Annotated in this window: 20 protein-coding genes and 1 pseudogene; 13 read left to right on the top strand and 8 right to left on the bottom strand. The window is 70.6% G+C overall.

What is annotated here, in order from left to right:
- Window position 1: 1 nt before the first annotated feature.
- The 5 genes from QUE79_RS00665 to QUE79_RS00645 all read left to right on the top strand — a co-directional run bounded on the left by QUE79_RS00665 (window position 2) and on the right by QUE79_RS00645 (window position 5078).
- Complete coding sequence (locus tag QUE79_RS00665; protein WP_286344966.1) at window positions 2-961, top strand: ABC transporter permease; 960 nt, start codon at window positions 2-4, stop codon at window positions 959-961.
- Window positions 958-1845 (top strand): ABC transporter permease, encoded by an 888-nt coding sequence (locus QUE79_RS00660; protein WP_286344965.1) that lies wholly within the window; start codon window positions 958-960, stop codon window positions 1843-1845. The genes QUE79_RS00665 and QUE79_RS00660 overlap by 4 nt, the downstream gene beginning before the upstream one ends.
- Before the next feature lies 1 nt (window position 1846).
- Entirely contained in the window at window positions 1847-3547 is a 1701-nt protein-coding gene (gene nikE, locus QUE79_RS00655; RefSeq protein ID WP_286344964.1) for a nickel ABC transporter ATP-binding protein NikE, read from the top strand.
- On the top strand, window positions 3544-4518 hold the full coding sequence (locus tag QUE79_RS00650) for an ROK family protein (RefSeq protein WP_286344963.1): 975 nt from the start codon (window positions 3544-3546) through the stop codon (window positions 4516-4518). Before nikE ends, QUE79_RS00650 begins: the two co-directional genes overlap by 4 nt.
- A gap of 290 nt (window positions 4519-4808) precedes the next feature.
- On the top strand, window positions 4809-5078 hold the full coding sequence (locus QUE79_RS00645; protein ID WP_286344962.1) for a hypothetical protein: 270 nt from the start codon (window positions 4809-4811) through the stop codon (window positions 5076-5078).
- A 138-nt stretch (window positions 5079-5216) separates the two neighbouring features.
- Here the strand turns inward: QUE79_RS00645 and QUE79_RS00640 are convergent, their stop codons facing one another.
- Together QUE79_RS00640 and QUE79_RS00635 are read right to left on the bottom strand one after the other, a co-directional pair.
- The gene (locus tag QUE79_RS00640; protein WP_286344961.1) at window positions 5217-5573 is read right to left on the bottom strand and encodes a VOC family protein; all 357 of its coding nucleotides are present in this window, start codon (window positions 5571-5573) and stop codon (window positions 5217-5219) included.
- A 127-nt stretch (window positions 5574-5700) separates the two neighbouring features.
- Complete coding sequence (locus tag QUE79_RS00635) at window positions 5701-6501, bottom strand: TspO-related membrane protein (protein WP_350271608.1); 801 nt, start codon at window positions 6499-6501, stop codon at window positions 5701-5703.
- Between the two features lie 749 nt (window positions 6502-7250).
- On the opposite strand from QUE79_RS00635, the gene QUE79_RS00630 reads away from it, so the two are divergent.
- The 4 genes from QUE79_RS00630 to QUE79_RS00615 all read left to right on the top strand — a co-directional run bounded on the left by QUE79_RS00630 (window position 7251) and on the right by QUE79_RS00615 (window position 11472).
- Window positions 7251-8354, top strand: coding sequence for a hypothetical protein (locus QUE79_RS00630; protein WP_286344960.1), 1104 nt, complete (start codon window positions 7251-7253; stop codon window positions 8352-8354).
- Entirely contained in the window at window positions 8354-8614 is a 261-nt protein-coding gene (locus QUE79_RS00625) for a hypothetical protein (RefSeq protein WP_286344959.1), read from the top strand. The genes QUE79_RS00630 and QUE79_RS00625 overlap by 1 nt, the downstream gene beginning before the upstream one ends.
- A gap of 1308 nt (window positions 8615-9922) precedes the next feature.
- Complete coding sequence (locus QUE79_RS00620; RefSeq protein ID WP_286344958.1) at window positions 9923-10825, top strand: ABC transporter ATP-binding protein; 903 nt, start codon at window positions 9923-9925, stop codon at window positions 10823-10825.
- Window positions 10822-11472, top strand: coding sequence for an ATP-binding cassette domain-containing protein (locus QUE79_RS00615; RefSeq protein ID WP_286344957.1), 651 nt, complete (start codon window positions 10822-10824; stop codon window positions 11470-11472). Before QUE79_RS00620 ends, QUE79_RS00615 begins: the two co-directional genes overlap by 4 nt.
- A gap of 30 nt (window positions 11473-11502) precedes the next feature.
- On the opposite strand, the gene QUE79_RS00610 is transcribed toward QUE79_RS00615, so the two are convergent.
- Window positions 11503-11886, bottom strand: a complete 384-nt coding sequence (locus QUE79_RS00610; protein WP_286344956.1) for a hypothetical protein — start codon at window positions 11884-11886, stop codon at window positions 11503-11505.
- A 167-nt stretch (window positions 11887-12053) separates the two neighbouring features.
- Here QUE79_RS00610 and QUE79_RS00605 point away from each other — a divergent pair, with 167 nt between their 5' ends.
- Window positions 12054-13175 carry a PQQ-dependent sugar dehydrogenase gene (locus QUE79_RS00605; protein ID WP_286344955.1) on the top strand — a complete coding sequence of 374 codons (1122 nt, stop codon included), beginning with the start codon at window positions 12054-12056 and terminating at the stop codon, window positions 13173-13175.
- Between the two features lie 23 nt (window positions 13176-13198).
- Here QUE79_RS00605 and QUE79_RS00600 read toward each other — a convergent pair whose 3' ends face one another.
- Entirely contained in the window at window positions 13199-13903 is a 705-nt protein-coding gene (locus QUE79_RS00600; protein ID WP_286344954.1) for a hypothetical protein, read from the bottom strand.
- 120 nt (window positions 13904-14023) lie between these two features.
- Here QUE79_RS00600 and QUE79_RS00595 point away from each other — a divergent pair, with 120 nt between their 5' ends.
- The 3 genes from QUE79_RS00595 to QUE79_RS00585 all read left to right on the top strand — a co-directional run bounded on the left by QUE79_RS00595 (window position 14024) and on the right by QUE79_RS00585 (window position 15467).
- A complete protein-coding gene (locus QUE79_RS00595) occupies window positions 14024-14626 on the top strand; it encodes a TetR/AcrR family transcriptional regulator (RefSeq protein ID WP_286344953.1) in 603 nt (200 codons plus the stop codon).
- A gap of 95 nt (window positions 14627-14721) precedes the next feature.
- Window positions 14722-14964, top strand: coding sequence for an enoyl-CoA hydratase-related protein (locus QUE79_RS00590; protein ID WP_286344952.1), 243 nt, complete (start codon window positions 14722-14724; stop codon window positions 14962-14964).
- Window positions 14961-15467: an enoyl-CoA hydratase-related protein gene (locus QUE79_RS00585; protein WP_286344951.1), complete on the top strand. Its 507-nt coding sequence runs from the start codon at window positions 14961-14963 to the stop codon at window positions 15465-15467. The genes QUE79_RS00590 and QUE79_RS00585 overlap by 4 nt, the downstream gene beginning before the upstream one ends.
- 30 nt (window positions 15468-15497) lie before the next feature.
- Here the strand turns inward: QUE79_RS00585 and QUE79_RS00580 are convergent.
- The 4 genes and pseudogenes from QUE79_RS00580 to QUE79_RS00565 form a co-directional block, all read right to left on the bottom strand.
- Window positions 15498-16420 (bottom strand): annotated as a pseudogene (locus tag QUE79_RS00580) (cytochrome b/b6 domain-containing protein).
- Complete coding sequence (locus QUE79_RS00575; RefSeq protein ID WP_286344950.1) at window positions 16417-17388, bottom strand: electron transfer flavoprotein subunit alpha/FixB family protein; 972 nt, start codon at window positions 17386-17388, stop codon at window positions 16417-16419. The pseudogene QUE79_RS00580 and the gene QUE79_RS00575 overlap by 4 nt, the downstream one beginning before the upstream one ends.
- An 8-nt stretch (window positions 17389-17396) precedes the next feature.
- Entirely contained in the window at window positions 17397-18164 is a 768-nt protein-coding gene (locus QUE79_RS00570) for an electron transfer flavoprotein subunit beta/FixA family protein (protein WP_286344949.1), read from the bottom strand.
- Window positions 18161-19120 (bottom strand): NAD(P)H-dependent flavin oxidoreductase, encoded by a 960-nt coding sequence (locus tag QUE79_RS00565; protein WP_286344948.1) that lies wholly within the window; start codon window positions 19118-19120, stop codon window positions 18161-18163. The genes QUE79_RS00570 and QUE79_RS00565 overlap by 4 nt, the downstream gene beginning before the upstream one ends.
- Window positions 19121-19199: the final 79 nt, after the last annotated feature.

Raw genomic sequence — 19199 nt, 5'->3', positions numbered from 1 at the left:
AATGGCCACCACCCTCTACCTTCTGCGTCGGCTACTCCAAGCCGTCGTGGTGATCTTCATCGTGACGGTGGTGGTCTTCTGTCTGCTCCACTCCCTCCCCGGGGGTCCCGCTCGCGGGATCCTCGGGGCGCAAGCCACGCCCCAGCAGCTCGCCCAGTTCAACCGCGAGCAGGGGCTCGACAAGCCTCTCGTCGTCCAGTACGTCATCTACCTCGGGCAGCTCCTCCGAGGTGATCTGGGTGTCTCGTACACGTACAACCAGTCGGTCGCCCAGCTCATCGTCCAGCGCCTGCCGAAAACGCTCGTCCTCACGATCCTGCAGGCGGTCGTCGCCCTCGTCATCGCGATCCCGCTGGGCATGTGGCAGGCCGCGAGGCGGAACCGTCCGATCGACTACGTGATCACCACGGTCAGTTTCGTCGCCTACTCGGCGCCGGCCTTCTTCCTCGGACTGATCCTCATCATCGTGTTCAGTCAGACGATCCGGCTGTTCCCGTCCACGGCGCCGGGAGGCGACACGCTCGCCTCCGTCTTCGCGCAGCCGCAGGCGCTCGTGCTGCCGGTCGTCACCGGAGCCGCCGCGATGGTCGCCGTCTTCAGCCGGTACATGCGGTCGTCGACGCTCGAGAACCTCGGCGAGGACTACGTCCGCACGGCTCGCGCCGGTGGAGCGAGCGGGACGGGCATCCTGGTCCGTCACGTCTTCCGGAACTCGCTCACCAGCGTCGTGGCAATGCTCGGCTACTACGTTCCCGTGCTGTTCGGAGGCTCCCTCGTCGTCGAGCAGCTCTTCAACTACCCCGGTATGGGCCTGCTCTTCTGGAACGCGGCGCAGTCGTCCGACTACCCGGTGCTCCTCGGCTGCGTGCTGATCATCTCCGTCGCCACGGTCGTCGGCACGCTCCTCGCCGACGTGCTCCAGACGATCATCGACCCCCGCGTGAAAGCAGGTCGCGCATGAGCGCCGTCATCCAGAACACCGGCATCCCGGCGGACGTCGCCGGGGCGACCGGGGCCCGCCTCGCGATCCGCCGCTTCCTCGCGAACCGGATCGCCGTCGTCGGCCTCGTCGTGGTGATCCTGTTCATCCTGTTCTGCTTCGTCGGGCCGTTCGTCCACCCGACCGATCAGCTCCACACCGCCCTGTCGAGCGCCAACCGGGCACCCTCCGGCGCGCACCCCCTCGGCACCGACGCCACAGGTCACGACGAGCTCGGCCGCCTCATGTACGGCGGCAAGGTCTCGCTGCTCGTCGGCCTGGCGGCCGGGCTCCTCGCCACCGTGATCGGAACCCTCTGGGGTGCGGTCGCCGGCTACGCGGGCGGATGGGTCGACACGGTCATGATGCGCGTCGTCGACGCCGGCATCGCGATCCCGGCCCTCTTCATCCTGCTCGTCATCTCGGCGATCTCCACGCCGTCGCTGTCCGGCCTGATCCTGATCCTCGGGCTCGTCTCGTGGCTGGTGCCGTCGCGCCTGATCCGCGCCGAGACGCTGTCGCTGAAGAACCGCGACTACGTCCTGACCCTTCGGGCGATCGGCGGCGGCCACGGCCGCGCCATCACCCGCCACGTCCTGCCCAACAGCGTCTCCACGATCGTCGTCGCGGCGACGTTCCAGGTGGCGGACGCGATCCTGCTCGTCGCCTATGTCAGCTACCTCGGGCTCGGCGTCCAGGCACCGGCGACCGACTGGGGCGGCATGCTGAGCGCGGGTCTGACGGCCGCCTACTCCGGTCGCTGGTGGCTGATCCTGCCTCCCGGGCTCGCCGTGATCCTGGTGGTCTGCGCATTCAACGCCATCGGAGACGGCCTTCGCGACGTGTTCGACGTGAAGGGACGCTGAGATGACGACGACCGACGTCAGCAAGCCGATCCTGGAGATCCAGGGCCTGGGGATCGACTTCTCCACGGAGTCCGGCACGGTCCACGCGGTGCGAGGCGTCGACCTCCACGTCCGCCCTGGCGAGACGCTCGCGCTCGTCGGCGAGTCCGGCTCGGGCAAGAGCTCCGTGGCGCTCGCCGCGATGGGGCTCCTGTCGAACAACGCGACCGCTTCCGGGAGCATCGTCGTCGGTGACCTCGACATCGTGTCGGCCGACGAGGGCGCGCTTCGGGGAGTTCGCGGATCCACCGTCTCGATGGTGTTCCAGGAGCCCGCGACAGCACTCGACCCGCTGACGAGGATCGGCTGGCAGATCGCCGAGGTCGTCCGGAACCACCGGCCCGTCTCGAAGGCCGACGCGTTCGCGGAAGCCGTCGACCTGCTGCGCCGGGTCGGCATCCCCGATCCGGACTCCCGCGCGTCGGCGTTCCCGTTCCAGCTCTCCGGAGGTCAGCGTCAGCGCGTCGTGATCGCCATGGCGATCGCCAACTCGCCGCGGCTCCTGATCGCCGACGAGCCGACGACGGCGCTCGATGTCACCGTCCAGGCGGAGATCCTCGAACTCCTGCGGAAGCTGGCGGTCGACACCGGGACCGGCGTCCTGCTCGTCACCCACAACATGGGCGTGGTCGCCGACTTCGCCGATCGCGTCGCCGTGATGCTGCGCGGGGAGATCGTCGAGACCGGCTCGGTGGAGGAGGTTCTCCTCACTCCGCAGCACGAGTACACGCAAGGTCTCCTCGCCGCCGTTCCTCGACTGTCGACGGAATTCGACTCGGACGCGGGTACGGCCGCCGAGACTCCGGCCGAGCCCGTCATCTCGCTCACCGATGTCACGGTCCGCTTCGGGCGCGGAGCACACACGGTCCACGCGCTCGACTCCGTCTCGTTCGACGTCCGCGCCGGCGAGACCGTGGGGCTGGTGGGCGAGTCGGGATCCGGCAAGTCGACGGCCGCGCGAGTCGCGCTGGGGCTCATCAAGCCGACCTCCGGAGCCGTCGGGCTTTTCGGGCAGGATCTCCGGACCCTGCGCGGCCGGGCACGCCGCACGCTTCAGAGCGGAATCGGCGTCGTCCTCCAGGATCCCGTTGCCTCGCTCGACGCGCGCATGAGCGTGGGCGAGATCATCGCCGAACCCCTCCGCGTGCACCGCCGTGGAATCGGTGGAGCCGAGCGCGCCCGCCTCGTCGCCGAGGCGCTCGAAGCGGTGCGGCTGCCGGCGTCCATGGCCTGGCGCGCACCGAGGGAGCTGTCCGGCGGTCAGCGCCAGCGAGTCAGCCTCGCTCGAGCCCTCGTTCTCAAGCCCCGTCTCCTCGTGGCCGACGAGCCGACGAGCGCCCTCGACGTCAGCGTGCAGAAATCGGTCCTCGAGGTGATCGGCGAACTGCAATCGCACCTGGGCTTCGCCTGCCTCTTCGTCTCCCACGACCTCGCCGTCGTCCAAGACTTCTGCTCGCGCGTCGTCGTCATGCGCAATGGTCGGATCGAAGAACAGGGCCTCACCGGGCACACCCTCGTCGACCCCACCACCGACTACACGCGACGGCTTCTCGCGGCCGTCCCCGTCCCCGACCCGATCGTCCAGCGAGACCGACGCCAGGCCCGCCTCGCCGCGCTCGCCGCAGTCACCACCACGGAAAGCCTCGAGCAGGATCACGCATGAGCTCCACCGACCACCTCGTTTCGGGCGACCAGCGCGCCTCCCCCGACGCCCTCTTCGCCGGAGTGGACATCGGCGGGACCACCACCCAGGCGGTCCTCTGCGACGCCGACCTGACCGTGCTGGCCCGCGCCGACGCGGCGACGCCCGCACGCGTCTCCGGAGAGGCCATGGTGCGGGTCGCCGGCGACCTCGTGGCCGGCCTCGCCGACGGCCGACCGCTCAGCGGGGTCGGGGTCGGCGCCGCGGGCGTCGTCGACGCGGTGGAAGGCAGGATCCTCGTCGCCAGCGATTCGTTCACCGGCTGGTCGGGCTTCCCGGTCACCCGGATCCTCGGTGATCGTCTCGGAGCCCCGACCTACCTCGACAACGACGTCAACGCGTTCCTCCGCGGCGAGGTCAACACCGGTGCCATCGCCGGTGCGTCCGAGGCTCTCGGCATCACGCTGGGCACCGGCGTCGGCGGAGCGCTCTGGTTGGACGGCCGCCTCTGGGACGGGCCGCGCGGTGCGGCCGGAGAGATCGGCCACATCCCGGGCTTCAGCGACGATCCGTGCACCTGCGGCGGTCGCGGCCACCTCGAGACGCTGGCCTCGGGGCGATCCATCGCCCGGCGCTACGAGGAGCGCGCGGGCGCCTTCTCGGGCACCGATCCCATCACGGCCAGAGTCGTGGGCGAGCGAGCCGCCGAGGGCGATCTCGTCGCGCTGGGCGTCCTCGCCGATGCCGCTGCCGGGGTCGCGCGGGGGATCCTGATCACGGTCGGGCTCCTCGACGTCGCCACCGTGGTCGTCGGCGGCGGTGTCACGCACTCCTGGGACCTCCTCGGCCGTCTCATCCGCGAGTCGCTCGAAAGCCAGCCGCCGGTCAGCGGTGCCCCGATCCGGCTGGAGCGGGCCGGCCTCGGGGCCGACGCCGTCACGCTCGGGTCGGCCGCCCGGGCTCGCTTCGAGACGCTCCGCGTGGCGCCCTAGTTTCCGCCCTGCCCTGCCCTGCCCTGCCCCGCCCCGCCCCGCCCCGCCCCTCCGGAAATCGAAGGGCATTTTCGCTGGACGCCCGGTTGCGCCGCCTGGCGTGTGGCCGAGGCACGAAATCCCCTTCGATTTCCGGCAGGGGGCGGCGGAAGGCGGGCGGCGGGCGGCGGCCGAGCTACGCGAGCAGGTATGGCGACCGTCTTCGCCTGGCGCCCGGGCTCGTCGGTGTCACCCATTAGCCCAGGGGCCGACGCGTACCGTTCACCTTCCACCCCGATGAAAGGCGCGCAATGACCCCGTCCGACAGTGCCCCCGACCGACGCGACAGCGACGATCCCACCTTCGACAGCCCGCGGTCCGACACGACGACCGACGACCTCCAGGAGTCGCCGGTCGAAGAGTCAGCGGCCGTCGACGACGAGACGAATCAGGATGCCGTCGTCACTCTGCCCGGGACGGGCGGACCGGATGACGGGGGTGATATCGAAGTCGACGAGTCGGAGCTCAACCTGTCTGGCGACTCGATCCCCGGACATCCGAAACCCGACAGCGGCGCCTGACGAGGCGCAGACTCCACGACACTCTTCGCGGACTCGCGGCACCGCGAGCCGACGAAGGGGCTCGAGCATCGTCGAGGATCTCGGCGCGAGCCTCGTCGTTCCATCGAACGTCGGAGAGATCCGTCACGGCGTTGTCCCTCAGGCCTTCGGCGGGCTGTACAGCTGGAGGTCGTTGCCTTCGGAGTCCTTGAAGGGCAGGATGCGGCCCCACGGGTGCTCGCTGATCTCACCCCGGATGTCGGCGCCTCGACCAACCAGGTCGTCGCGCTCCTCTTCGATGCTCCCGTCGGGCTGGAACGTGATGACGGCTCCGCCCGATGTGGAGACCTGTGCGTCCTCGCGGGCGTTCAGCCCGATCATCAGACCGCCGACGTCCAGTTCCGACCAGTCCTCGCCTTCGCTCTTCACCTCGAGGCAGAGGGAGTCGCGGTAGAACGCGACCGCCCGTTTCATGTCGGTGACGGGTACCCAGACCGTTGCTACTCCGTGTGCCATTGCGTTCCTCACTTCTTGCGCCGGCTGATCCGGCGGATGCAGTCATGCCTACGCTCGGGAGATCCTGCGTTTCACGGTTTGTACCCGGTGGTCCGATCAGGGGTGGTCCAGAGGCCGGGCAGCCTGGTCAGGCGGGTCGGCTCCCGCGGGAGGCTTTCACCCGCAGGGCGACCGTGGCGAGAACGACGATGACGACTGCAACGATCGCGGCCACCGCAGTCGGAGTCGAGTGCAGACCGTTGCCGAGACGAGCGACGGCCACCCACGTCAGGCCCCACCCCAGCGACAGCATCGGTGCCAGGCGGCCGCGTCCAGAGGTGGCGATGACGATCCCGACGGCTGCGGCGACGGCGATGATGACGATCGTCCACACCTCAGGAGCGATGCCGGCCCCTCGGAATCCGGTGGCGGTGAGCCACGCCGTGATGTTGGCCGCCGTCGCGACGCAGACCCAGCCGAGATAGAGCCCGATCGTGCCGTCGGTCACGACACTGTCGACTGCGCCCGCGGATCGCGTCTCGACAGCACGCCGGAACGCCACGACCAGGACGACGAGCAGGGCCGCGATCACGGGAACGCTGAGCCAGAGCAGATCGAATTGGATGCTGAGAATCCACGCCGCGTTGAGGAGGAGCGACAGCGCGACGGGATAGCCGAGCCGGCGGTGCCGCCCGGCTTCTTTCTGAGCGGGCAGGAACTGCCAGACGGCGTACGCGACGAGGCCGAGATAGATGAGACCCCAGATCTGGAACGCGCCTGTCCCGGGCGCCACGAGTGTCGCGTCGGCGGCGAGTGCTCCGTCCGCGGCCCGATTGATCGGTGTGCCGAAGAGCACGCCGGATCCGACGAACGAGCCGACGATCGCGATGAGAGCCGAGGCGGCGACGACGACCTGTCTCGTTCGATCCTGATGTCTCAAGTTGTCCACGCCGTTGCACCCCGCACATTCGTCAGCTGGCCGATGTCGCCGTGGACGCTACACCTCCGGCTGTGCGAGAACCCCCGGGCTCTCCGTCCTGCCCCTCCCGAAATCGAAGGGGATTCTCGCTGGACGCCCCGTTGCGCCGCCAGGCGTGCGGTCGCAGCGGAGAATCCCCTTCGATTTCTGCCAGGGCAGCAAGCGGGCAGGCGAGGGCAGCAAGCGGGGCAGCAAGCGGGCTGGGGAGGGGCGCCGGCGACGAGGCAGGAGCGGAGCCTCCGCGAGCAGGTAATGTCGGCAGGGCAAGTGCACGGACGCGACGAAGCGGATTGGGGCGGTGTGGCCAAGCGAACCGGCCCATTCTGGGCCCGCAGCGTTCGTGCGCGGCCGGCGCCGTTCGTGGTCCTCGCCGTTCTGTCGGCGGCGGCGGTCGCCGTCTCGATCCTCGCCCCGCTGCTCTTCCGCGCCGTCGAGCAGGCGACCCTGGCCGATGCGGTGGTAGCGGCCGGCCGCGACGACACGTCGCTCATCGGACTCGCGGACGTCCACGGCGGGCTTCTCGAGGTCCCCGAGAAAGCGCTCGGCGGCATCGAGCGCGCCGTGCCCGGGCGGGGGCTCTGGCGCCCTCCGATCCGTTCGGCCGAGTCGTCGAAGAGCTTCTCCTGGAACATCGACGGGTCGAGTGACCAGAAGATCGAGTCGGCGGTGTCCGTGGTGACCGCAGGATGCCACGGCGTGCGGATCGTCGCGGGGGCTGCGTGTCGGCCGAGGGGAAGGTCCTGCTGGCCGAGAGCGCAGCCAAGACGCTTCACGCGGGGCCGGGATCGGTCGTCGCCGTCGAGCTCGACTCGACTCGGACGATCCTGCTCACGGTGTCCGGCACCTACGACAGCGCCCGGGGCGCGGGGTCGATCATCGCGAGCCCCGGCGGCGTCGACGGCGAGCGCGTGACCGCTCAGCCCGACCTCGTCGTCACCGGCCCGCAGTTCGAGGCGCTGCAGCTCGACGGAACCGCGTACTCGATCCGCTCTCTGGCCCGTCCCGTCCGGTTGGAGGACGTCGCCCCGATCCAGTCGGACGTGGCGGCCGCACGCGCCGCTTCGCTCAGCGTGGCGGGGGCGCAATCGGACGGAAGGGTCGACTCGGGCCTGCCCGGCGTCCTCGGCGACATCGCGCCCCAGCACACGGCCGCGGGCGTCCTCCTGATCGTCGTCGGTCTGGAGGCGCTCGGACTCGCCTGGTTCGCCGAGGCGCTCGTCATCCAGCGGGTCGGGCGCGTCCGGGCTGCGGAGTGGGGCGTCGGCCGTCTCCGCGGACTCGACCGGAGGACGTGGCTCGAGTCGATCTTCGTCGAGCCGGGCATCGCGCTGATCGCGGGGTCGCTGGCCGGCTTCGGCGTCGGAATCGCGGCGGCGGCCGGCGCCGCCTCGTGGGCGCTCGGTCCGTCCGCCCTGATCCAGCCGGTGCAGCCGCTGGTCTTCGCCGCCGCAGCGCTGGCCCTGTTCGGCTCGCTGGTCGCTCTGGTCGCGGCCAGCGTGCGAAGCGCCCGTCTGCCCCTGGCGTCTCTGCTTCGCGAGACGACGGAGCCGAGGAGCTGTCGCGAGGAGCCCTGGTGGCGCAGGCCGGAGTCGCGCTCGTCACGGTCGTGGTGGTCGGCTCGCTGTTCATCGGCTCCACGATCAGCGGTCCGCAGGTGGCTCTGCTCGCGCCCGCTCTCGTCGCGGTCCTCGCGGGTGTCATCGGTCTGCGCGTCGCTGTGGTGGTGGTTCGCCGCGCGGCTCGCCGGGCACCTCGCTCCCTGTCGGGCCTCGTCGTCGGGCGTCTCCTCGCCCGCGCCCCATCGGCGCTGCAGGTCGCCGTGATGATCACCGTGGCGGTCGCGATCGGGGTGTACGTCGGACAGGTGGGAGTCGTCGCGGTCCGGCTGCAGAACACGCGGGCCGCCGCGCAGGTCGGTGCCGCGACGGTCCTGCACGTCGAAGTGCCCGGCGACGTCTCCTTCGTCGGGGTCGTGCGGCGCGCCGATCCGAGTGGACGGTCGGCCATGGCGGTCGACGAGTTGACGGGAGCGGGGGATCGGCCCGGATCGTGGCGGTCGACACCGGGCGTCTGGCGGCCGTGACGACCTGGGATCCGGCCTGGAGCGGACTCGACGCCGCTTCGCTTCGCGATCGGCTGGATCCTGCGACGCAGAAACCGATCGAGATCCGGGGTTCCCGGATCTCGCTCGGGCTGGAGGACGTCCGGCCTGACCCGAATCTCGGCATGCCGTCCACCGTCGAGCTCGAGATGGTCGTGCAGAACGACGCCGGGTGGCACACCGTCTACTTCGGGCGCCCCCGCAACGGGACCGTCACGAGTTCCAGCCGCGAGGTGCCGTGCCGGTCGACCTGTCGCATCGTCTGGCTGGGCGCGGTCGACCAGCACGCCGAAGACGAACCCTACGGATTCGCGGCCACGATCGCGTCGATCGCGACGGACGTCGAGCCGGCCACCCTGCTGCAGTCCTCTCTTCGCGCGGACCGGTGGCGGAACCGCATCGGCGACCAGACGGACTCGAGCCAACCGGCCAAGGCCAGCGTCTCGGACACCGACGGTGGTCTCCGCCTCGGCGTCACCGATTACGACGGGGGCAGCGTCACGAGCATCGCACCGCGAGACGCGCCCGAACCGCTCCCGGCGCTCGCGGGCCCGTCGACGAGGCTCACCCCGTTCGCCGGGATCGACGGCGCCTATCTCGGCACCGGCCTCGACGACTCGTCGCGCCTGATCCACCTGATCGGCCGCGCGGACATCCTGCCGAGGAGTCTGGGTGACGGCGTGCTCGTCGATCTCGGCTTGATGGACAGGATCACCGATCCGGCGGGCAGCGATGCGAAACACGAGGTCTGGTTGACGCCGGGCCCCCACGCCGCTGTGCTCGCGGCCCTCAAGAAAGAAGGAGTGATCGTCACCGGTCGGCAGTCGCTCACCGCGACAGCCGCCGCCTTCCGTCGCGCGCCGGCCACTCGCGCCGCCGTTCTCGGCATCGCGATCGGCGGAGCCGCGGTGGTCCTGGCACTCTTCGCCGTCGTAGCCACCAGGATCGTCGGTGCTCCCGGTCGTCGACGCGACTGGTTCTCGCTGCGGACAGCGGGCGTCGACGACCGTCGGCTGCGGCGCCTCGTCTTTCTCGATGTGCTCGCCCCGCTCGCGGTCGCCGTCGTACTCGGTTCCGCCGCCGGAGTCGCCGCCTTCGCCATGACGGTCTCCCATCTCCCGCTGCTGGCCGGGGCGGGAGCGACCCCGCCGGCCAGTTACGTCCCCCTCTCGCGCCCCTCGTCGTCGTGCTCGTCGGCACTCTGCTCGTCAGCGCGGCCATCGCCGCCGCCGGTGCCCGCCTCGAGATTCGGCGCGACGACGGCCGGAACCCGCACGCAGCGAGGAAGTCGTGAGCGGCCGGCACGGGAGTTCTGCGCCGACGGTCCTCTCCGCCGAGGCGCCGGCCTTCTCCTGTTCGAGTCTCGTGCACGTCTACCGGGTGGCCGGGACGGATGTCGCCGCCCTGCGCGGCGTCGACCTCGTCGTCCAGCCGGGTCAGAGGGTCGCCCTGCTGGGGCCGTCCGGCTCGGGGAAGTCGACGCTGCTGACCATCGTCGCCGGCATCGTGCGCCCCTCGGCCGGGCGGGCGGAGATCTTCGGCACCGATCTGTCGCGCGCATCGGCGCGGAGTCTTCACGAGCTCCGGAGGTCGACGCTCGGCCTGATGCTCCAGGGCGCCTCGACGAACCTTCTCCTGCACGAGACGGCAACCGGCAACATCCTCTGGGCTCTCCGGGGAAGCCCGAGGGGCAGCGCGGCTGTCGGCCGCGAGGTTCTCGAGGCCGGCGGTCTGAGCATCGACGCGCGACCGGTCGGCGCCATGTCGCCCTCCGAGCAGCAGGTCGTCGCGCTCGCCGTCGCCATGGCCGGCCTGCCCCGGCTGCTCCTGGCCGACGAGCCGACGAGCCAGCTCGACGACGTCGCCCGCGATCGGCTCCTCGACGTGATGGTCGATGTCGCAGCGGCGCAGGGGACGGCGATCCTGCTGGTCACCCACGACGAGACCGTGGCGGGCAGGATGCAGCGCATGATCCACCTTCGCGACGGTCGCGTCGGCGAGGAGGAGACCGAGACGGGTCGCTACGCCGTCGTCGGAGCGGACGGCTCCATCCAGCTTCCCGAAGCGCTCCGGGCCGCCTGGCCCGCGGGGTCTCTCGTGTCCGTCGAGTCGTCCGGCCCGGACGAGCTCCGCATCAGATCGGCCGACAGCGCGCGCGAGCCTCGATCCGGTCTGCCGGGTGGCTCCTCGTGAGCGGGGCGATGGGGCTCGACGGGCTGCGGCTGTCGCACGTGAGGCTGAGCGCGACTGCCTCGACGGGGCGACGGGTCCTCGTCGACGACCTCACGCGGGCCGTGGGGCCGGGAAGCGTGGTCGGCATCACCGGCCGGACGGGCAGCGGCAAATCGACTCTGCTCCGCGCGATCGCGGGAACGACGCCCGTCGAGAGCGGAAGTATCCTGCTCGACGGGCGCCCCATCGATCCTGCTTCCGTCGGAGTCCTGACTCAGAGCCATGACCTGATCGGAGGGCTCACGGCCGTCGAGAACGTCGCTGCTCGGCTCCTGGCCCGCGGGTCGATGCGGACCGCGGACTGGACTGGAATCGAGGAGAGTCTCGGCCGGCTGCTGCTTCCGCCCGCGAGTTGGCACAATCTCGTGGAACAGCTCTCGGGCGGCCAGCAGCAGCGCGTCGCCGTGGCCCGGGCGCTGGCCGGTGGGCCCGGGCTGGTCTGCCTCGACGATCCGACGAGCGAACTCGACGAGGCGACGGGCACTGCCGTGTGGGCCGAGGTGAGGGCGGCCGCCGACCGCGGGGCCGTCGTCGTCGTGACCGTGCCGGAACCGGGAAACGCCGAACGATGCGACGCCCTTCTCGACCTCGGTCCGCGCACGGCGTGACCCGGCGCGCGTCTCGCGGACTCCGCTCGATCAGCCGACGCGACTGTCCTGTGCGTCGCGCCAGATGGCTTCCGCTCGCGGCCGGTCGAGGCGCATCCCGTGCGTCATCAGGTCGTGGACGACGTCGCCCTTCGTGGCACCGCACCACGCCGGCGTGCGGCAGGTGCAGCGTTCGTCGTCTCCGGGCAGGAAGTCGTCGACCGGCTGACGCCCGAGGCCCGGGTGCGGCGGCGGGGCCGGCCGCTGCGGCTCGAGGGCGACCGGCGGTGTGGCGACGGCCTCGGTGAACGCCGCTCGGCCGACGCGACGGAAGAACGAGATGTTCTCGCGCAGCTGTTTGGCGAGCGGCGTCTTCGAGGCCGCGCGCACGGTTCGGGCAGAGATCCTGGCTGCAGCGTCGAGTCGTTCTCCCACGGGGGATTCCTCTCGGGGTCGGTTCACACAGAATACGGAAGGCGGCGCCTCTCGCGGCCGAATTCGTCGATTCCCCAGGTTCGGCCGGCGGTCTTCCCGATCGGAGCCGCTCGACGTACCGTGAGGAGGCCGCCGCCGACCGAGCGCCGGCGACGAGGAGCAGCCCGATGCCGACCGAACCGCGCGCACGCCCGAGCCTCGTGAGGGCGGTCGCGACTACTGCCGCGGTCCTGGGGGCCGTCGCTCTCGCCGGCTGCACCTCCGACGACGAACCGACCGGGGCCAGGTCCTCCGCCTCGGCCCCGACCGATCTCGCGGCGAGCGAGACGGCGCCCGTCGGCACGCCGACCGATGTCGTCACCGACCTGGACGCCCCGTGGTCGGTCGTGTTCGTCGGCGACACGCCTCTTATCAGCGAGCGCGATTCGGCACGCGTCCTCGAACTCTCGAAGAGCGGCTCGACCCGAGTCGTCGGCACCGTGCCCGGCGTCTCGGCCTCGGGTGAGTCGGGTCTGCTCGGGCTCGCCGTGGGGCCGGACGGCGGCCTCTACGTCTACTCCACGGGCGCCGACGGGAACAGGATCCAGCGTTTCGACCTCGATGGCAGTGCGGGCTCGTTCGCGCTCGGGTCGCCCGTGACCGTCCTCGACGCTCTGCCGTCCAACACCTTCCACGACGGCGGCCGGATCGCGTTCGGCCCCGACGGCATGCTCTACGCCACCGTGGGCGATGCCGGATCGAGCCCGGATGCTCAGGATCGCGACTCGCTCGCTGGCAAGATCCTCCGCATGACGCCCGAGGGCGACGTGCCGTCCGACAATCCGTTCCGGGGCTCGCTGGTGTACAGCCTCGGCCACCGCAACGTGCAGGGTCTGGGCTGGGCGTCCGACGGCACTCTCTTCGCCGCCGAGTTCGGCGAGAACACGTGGGACGAGCTCAACGTCATCGAGGCCGGCGGCAACTACGGCTGGCCGAAGGTCGAGGGGAAGGGCGGCGGTTCCGAGTTCGTCGACCCGGTTCAGCAGTGGCACACCGACGACGCGAGCCCCAGCGGTCTGGCCGTCGTCGACGACACGGTCTTCATCGCCAACCTGCGGGGCGAGGTCCTGCGCGGTGTCCCTGTTTCCGACCCGTCGACGTCGCACGAGTACTTCGCCGGTGAGTACGGGCGCCTGCGCACGGTGCTGCCGTCACCGGACGGCGGCCTCTGGATCGTCACCAACAACACCGACGGCCGAGGCACCCCGGCATCGGGCGACGACCGCATCCTGTCGGTCGATCTCTCCTGACCGCGGGACGGCGGGCCGCAGGATCAGCTTTCGGCGACCGCGAGCTCCGCGGCGGCGCCGAGGATCCAGTTGCGGTATTCGACGGCGAAGTGCTGCAGGTGCTGCTCGATCACGTCGGGGGCGCAGGTGGCAGGCAGGGTCACCGTGAGGCGCACCGAGAACCCGTCCTCTTCGTCCTCGAACTCGTTGGAGATCCAGCCGACGACGGTCCCGTCCTCGAGTGCGAGGCGGGAGCGGCGGTCGGTCGGGGGCTCCTGGGGGCCGGCCGTGGCTGCGTCCTCGATGACGCTCTCGTCCCAACCGCCCATGTAGAAGGAGCAGACCTTGTCGCCGAGGGTCTCGACGATGTTGACGCGGCCCTTTTCGGCGTGGATCGAGTAGTGCTCCGGGTGCGCGGCGAGCATGACGTCGAGTCGGCCGAACGCGCGTGAGAGCCACTCGGTGTACTGCGCGGCGGTGATGCCGTGGGCTCGCACGACTGTGACGCCGGTCGTCTCCTGTCCGCCGGATCGGGCCAGGTGGTCGCGGAGGAAGTCGTCGCCGGCGCGGATCTCGTCGCCGAGGAGGTCGAGGAGCCGCTCTCGTCCGAGCGTCGTCTTGAGCAGGGCCAGGGCGCGCCGGGCGGAGAAGAGTTCGAACCCGTCGATGTCGCGGTCGTCTTCCCGTCCGACGACGTGAACCCGGTGCTGGGTTCCGGTGAGGGGTGTGCTGTTCGTGTCGATGGTCATGGTCCTGCCGTCTTCCTGCTGATCGGAGAGGGTGAGTCGCCCCGTCGAGAGAGTACGACTGTTCGTCGCAAAACTCAACGCCCGTTGAGATCACGAGATGCGAGCACTACTCTGAGGGGCGTGAACGAATCCCGTACCCCCGCGAGTCCGGCGCGACTCGGGCGACGCCCCGGCGCGGGCAACACGCGCTCCACGGTGTTGGAAGCCGCTCGCGCCCGCTTCGCTCGCGACGGCTTCACGGCCACCACCATCCGACTGGTCGCCGCCGACGCCGGGGTCGACGCGTCCCAGGTGATGCAGTTCTTCCGCTCGAAAGACGCCCTCTTCGCCGAGGTCATGAGCGTCCCGGCATCCGCACTCGCGCGCTTCGACACCGCCTTCGAGGGCCCGGACGAGCACCTCGGCGAGCGAGTCGTGCGAGCGTACGTCGAAGCCTGGGAGGGGCCGGCCGAGGAATCCGATCCGCTCATGGCGATGCTGCGCGGTGCGATCGTCAACGAATCCGCAGCCGAAGAGCTGCGCGCCTTCCTCCAGTCGCGCCTCCTGGCCGGCACCCTGGCCGACTCGAGACCCGATGCCGCCCTCCGAGCCGGCCTGGCGTCCTCGATGCTCGTCGGCGTCGTCACGAGCCGGCGCGTCATCGGAGTGCCTCTGCTCGCCGAGGCGACGAAGGACGAGCTGATCCGGATCCTCGCGCCCGCGATCCAGCGCATCCTCGTGTAGATCCGCGCGAGCGGCGCGGTGGGGATCCGCGCGACCGGCACGCCTGGCTCTCCTCCGGTCGGCGCATACTCGATGCCATGACTGCGTACGACACTGTGATCATCGACGACAGCGGCCCGGTGCGTGTTCTCACGCTGGACCGCCCGACCGTGATGAATGCCGTGAACGATGCGCTGGGGGCCGAGCTCGAGATCGCCGTCGACGAGTTCGAGGCGCGGGACGACCTGCGCGTGATGGTCGTGACGGGCGCCGGAGGGAACTTCTGCACCGGGTTGGATCTCACAGCGTTCGCGGCGACCGGTTCGGTTCCGCGCGGCAGGCGCGGCTTCGGGGGATGACCGAGGTCCGCCCGTCGAAACCCGTCATCGCCGCCGTCGAAGGGTATGCGGTCGCCGGCGGATTCGAACTCGCCCTGGCCTGCGACCTCGTCGTGGCCGCGCGCGACGCGACGTTCGGGCTCCCCGAAGTTAAGTCGGGTCTCGTCGCGATCGGTGGCGGAGCTCAGCTGTTGCCGCGTCGTATCCCGTACGCGCGGGCCGTGGAGGTGCTGCTGACGGGGCGGCTCTTCTCGGCGACGGAGGCCGACGAGTGGGGTCTCGTCGCCGAGCTGACCGACCCGGGTCGGGCGCTGGAGCGCGCTCACCGGCTCGCCGAGGTCGTGGCTGCGAACTCGCCGCACGCCGTCGCGGTCACGCGTCGCATCGTCGCCGACACCGAGCGGGCGGGTGGCGCAGGACTCTTCCCTCCGAGCGACGAGCTGGCGCGAGCCGTCGCCCAGGCGGCCGACGCGCGAGAGGGCGCCGCCGCGTTCAGCGAGAAGCGCGCTCCGCGGTGGGGGTGACGCTCGACGCCGTCGCCGTCGGGGTGCCCCTCAGCGTGTGACGGAGCCGGTCAGGGAGGCGAGGGAGCGAAGCACGATCGGGCGGGCCGCCATCCACCCGGCGACCATGATCACCAGGGAGCCGGCGAAGAACGCGAATCCCACCCAGCTGTCGTCGTTGCGTCCCGCGTACATGTGGTTCAGGTTGTTCAGCGCCCCGGTGGCGAACACGAGCGTCACGTGCACGATGACGAACACCACGAAGAAGATCATCGTGGGCAGGTGCGTGGCCCGAGCCCAGGAGAGCGGCAGCGCCTTGGAGAGGCGCGGCGCGTTCTTCGGCCACGCGGGGACATCCGCAAGCCGCTCGCGAGGGCGACCGGCGCCGCGATGAACACGACCAGGAAGTAGCTCAGCACCTGCAGCGAGTTGTAGTTGGACCAGCCGTTCTCCGTCGGCCACTGCAGCGATGCGTACTGCAGGAGAGCCGACGCCGCGTTGGGGAAGACGCTCCACGACGTGGGGACGATGCGGGTCCACTGACCGGTGCAGAAGACCAGCACCCAGAAGACGATGCCGTTGAGCACCCAGAGCACGTCGAGGCTGAGGTGGAGCCAGAGGTTGATGCTGATTCGCGTCGGCGCGCCTTTCGTGCGGATGCGTCCGCGGTTGTTGCGCGTCCAGTACATGCCCGGGCGTTGAACCGTCCGCACCATCCAGCCCGATCTCACGATGAACACCAGGAAGAACACGTTCAGCCCGTGCTGCCACTCGACCCACGCCGGGAAGCCCACGGGAGCGAAGGACGGCAGCCTGCTCTGGCCGGGATAGCTCGCCAGGAAGGACTGTCCGCCCGAGCTCGCCCGGATGCCGCGCGCGGCGAGCACGAGGAGCGCGAGCCCGACGAGGATCGCAGGCACGATCCAGGCGAGCTTGAACCAGCGGTTCGACGTGGTCCGGCTGACGCTCGTCATGCGCGGACGGCCGAGATTTCGTCGATGATGCTCGGCACGATGGTGAAGAGGTCGCCGACGATGCCGAAGTCGGCGATCTCGAAGATGGGTGCGTCCGGATCGCTGTTGATGGCGACGATCGTCTTGGCCGTCTGCATGCCGGCCTTGTGCTGGATGGCCCCGGAGATGCCGAGCGCCACGTACAGGTCGGGCGACACCGTCACGCCCGTCTGCCCGACCTGCGAGCTCTGCGGCACGAAGCCCGCGTCGACGGCTGCGCGGGAGGCGCCGACGGCAGCGCCCAGCGCGTCGGCCAGCCGCTCGACCAGCTCGAAGCGCTCTCGGGACTGCAGCCCCCGACCGCCCGAGACGATCCGAGTGGCGCCACGGAGGTCGGGTCGCGACGAGGTCTGGACGATCTCGTGCACGCTGTCGATCACGGCGGCCGGCTCACCGCCGACGTCGAGGGTGCCGCGGGTGATCGTCGGTTCGACGGGCGCAGGATCACCTTCGGTTGCTCCGCGACGGACGGTCGCGACGAGCGGGCCGCCGACGACGCTGCTCTCGACGCCGAAGGCCCCGCCGAACGCCGACGTCGTCGCGACTGCACGGTCGGAATCCAGTCGGACGTCGACCGCGTCGACCACGAGGGCTCCGCCGAGACGGATCGCTGCGCGCGCCGCGATCTCGCGTCCCACGATCGAGTTGGCCACGAGCACGACGTCCGCGGAGACGTCGCGAGCGACGTCGACGAGCGCGGCGACCTCGGGGGTCGTCAGGCGTTCGCCGACCGCGTCGCTCTCGAGAAGCCGCACGTCCGCGACTCCGAGGCCGCCCAGCGCCGCGGCCAGGTCGGCAGGCGCCGGCCCTCGGGTGAGGGCGACCGCGACGGGGTCTCCCAGGCGGGCGGCCGCAGCGGCGAGAGGAGCGACGGTGTCCGAGAGCTGCCCGTCGGTCGTGGTGTCGGCGAGGAAGAGGATGGATGACATCGGTGCTCCTAGATGAGGTGGGCGTCGGAGAGGAAGGCGGCGAGCTCGTGGGCGGCCGAGCCGTCGTCGACGATCGTGCGTCCGGCCGTCCGGGCGGGGCGTTCGGTTGCCGTGAGGACGACCGAGCGGGCCGCCGGCGCCTCGAAAGCGCCGAGGTCGGCGAGGGACCAGGTCTCGAGCGGCTTCTTCTTGGCGCGCATCGAGCCCTTGAACCCTGGGAAGCGTGGTTCGGGTGACCGCTCGGTGACGGAGGCGATCGCCGGAAGCGAGGCGTGGACGTCCTGCGTTCCGGCTTCCGTTCCCCGCTCACCGGAGATTCCTTCGGTCGTGATGGCGAGCGAGTTGAGGTAGGTGACCTGGGGGAGGCCGAGGATCTCGGCCAGCATCGGTGCGATGGCGCCTCCTCGGCCGTCGGTCGACTCGTTGCCCGTGATGACCAGGTCGAAGCCGGTGCGGCGGAGCGCCGCCGCGAGCACAGTGGCTGTTCGGACCATGTCGGAGCCGGCGAGAGCATCGTCGAGGACGTGCACGGCGGTGTCGGCCCCCATCGCGAGGCCCTTGCGGAGGACGTCCGTCGCACCGGACGGGCCCATCGTCATCACGACGACGTCGGCGTCGTGAGAGTCCTTGTAGGCGAGAGCCGCCTCGAGGGCCCGTTCGCCCACTTCGTCGATGATGAGGTCGCTCGACGAGCGGTCGAGAAGACCCGTCGAGAGGTCGAGGCGGCGTTCGCCCCAGGTGTCGGGAACCTGTTTCACGAGGACGACGATTTTCACAGTGTGCTGCCTTTCTGGGTTCCGGTCGAGGCGGTGCCGATCGGGTCGGACACGGCGTCGACGAGTCGCGTGCGGATGACGGTCTCGGCGTCGTGGACGATGCGGTCGACGAGGTCGGCGCAGGTGGGCACGTCGTCGATGAGGGCCTGCGAGAGGCCGGCCCACCAGATGCCCGCCTCGAGGTCGCCCGTCTCGTAGACGGTTCGACCGCGGCGGCCGGCGACGAGATCGCGGACGGCGGCGAAGTCTCCGCCCGAGGCCAGGATCTCGACGACCTCGTCCGAGACGGAGTTGCGGGACACCCGGGCCGTGTTGCGCAGCGGCCGGAAGATCAGGTTGGTCTGGAGTTCGTCGCGAGCGACGAGCTCGTTCTTCACGTTCTCGTGGATCGGCGTCTCCGCCGTGGCCATGAAGCGGGTCGCCATGAGCACTCCCTCGGCTCCCAGGGCGAGGGCTGCTGCGAGCCCGGATCCCGTCGCGATGCCGCCCGCGGCCAGGAGGGGGACGTCGACCTGCCTGGCGACGGCTGCCAGCAGCACCAGCAGGGGCACGTCGAGTTCGCCCGGGTGTCCGGCCGCCTCGAATCCGATCACCGCGACGGCGTCCGCTCCGGCTTCGGCTGCCTTCACCGCGTGGCGGACGCTGGTCGCCTTGTGGACGACCTTGAGCCCGGCCTCGTGATAGGTGTCGACGAACAGCGCGGGGTTGGAGCCGGACGTCTCGACGGCGGCGACGCGACCTTCCAGGATCACCCGCTGGTACTCGGCGTACGGCGGAGGGCTGATGGACGGCAGCGTCGTGAGGTTGACGGCGAACGGCCGATCGGTCAGGTCGTGGCAGCGGGCGATCTCGTCGGCGAGGAGCTCGGGGGTCGCGAAGGTGAGTGCTGTGATCGTCCCCAGGCCACCCGCGTTCGACACGGCGGCTGCGAGATCGGCGTTGCCGATCCACTGCATGCCCCCTGCATGATCGGCGCGCTGACGCCGAAGCCGTCGGTGAATCTCGTCTTCAACATCGAAGAATCCCCTCCTTGTG

Source organism: Frondihabitans sucicola, from assembly GCF_030296615.1.
Classification (GTDB): Bacteria; Actinomycetota; Actinomycetes; order Actinomycetales; family Microbacteriaceae; genus Frondihabitans; species Frondihabitans sucicola.
The sequence above is the reverse complement of the archived record's forward strand: the minus strand, read 5'-3'. Positions and strand labels throughout refer to the sequence as shown.

Coding starts and splice junctions, on each gene's coding strand:
- QUE79_RS00665 (WP_286344966.1), top strand. CDS start 2: ATGGCCACCACCCTCTACCTTCTGCGTCGGCTACTCCAAGCCGTCGTG.
- QUE79_RS00660 (WP_286344965.1), top strand. CDS start 958: ATGAGCGCCGTCATCCAGAACACCGGCATCCCGGCGGACGTCGCCGGG.
- nikE (WP_286344964.1), top strand. CDS start 1,847: ATGACGACGACCGACGTCAGCAAGCCGATCCTGGAGATCCAGGGCCTG.
- QUE79_RS00650 (WP_286344963.1), top strand. CDS start 3,544: ATGAGCTCCACCGACCACCTCGTTTCGGGCGACCAGCGCGCCTCCCCC.
- QUE79_RS00645 (WP_286344962.1), top strand. CDS start 4,809: ATGACCCCGTCCGACAGTGCCCCCGACCGACGCGACAGCGACGATCCC.
- QUE79_RS00640 (WP_286344961.1), bottom strand. CDS start 5,573: ATGGCACACGGAGTAGCAACGGTCTGGGTACCCGTCACCGACATGAAA.
- QUE79_RS00625 (WP_286344959.1), top strand. CDS start 8,354: ATGATCACCGTGGCGGTCGCGATCGGGGTGTACGTCGGACAGGTGGGA.
- QUE79_RS00605 (WP_286344955.1), top strand. CDS start 12,054: ATGCCGACCGAACCGCGCGCACGCCCGAGCCTCGTGAGGGCGGTCGCG.
- QUE79_RS00600 (WP_286344954.1), bottom strand. CDS start 13,903: ATGACCATCGACACGAACAGCACACCCCTCACCGGAACCCAGCACCGG.
- QUE79_RS00585 (WP_286344951.1), top strand. CDS start 14,961: ATGACCGAGGTCCGCCCGTCGAAACCCGTCATCGCCGCCGTCGAAGGG.
- QUE79_RS00575 (WP_286344950.1), bottom strand. CDS start 17,388: ATGTCATCCATCCTCTTCCTCGCCGACACCACGACCGACGGGCAGCTC.
- QUE79_RS00565 (WP_286344948.1), bottom strand. CDS start 19,120: ATGCAGTGGATCGGCAACGCCGATCTCGCAGCCGCCGTGTCGAACGCG.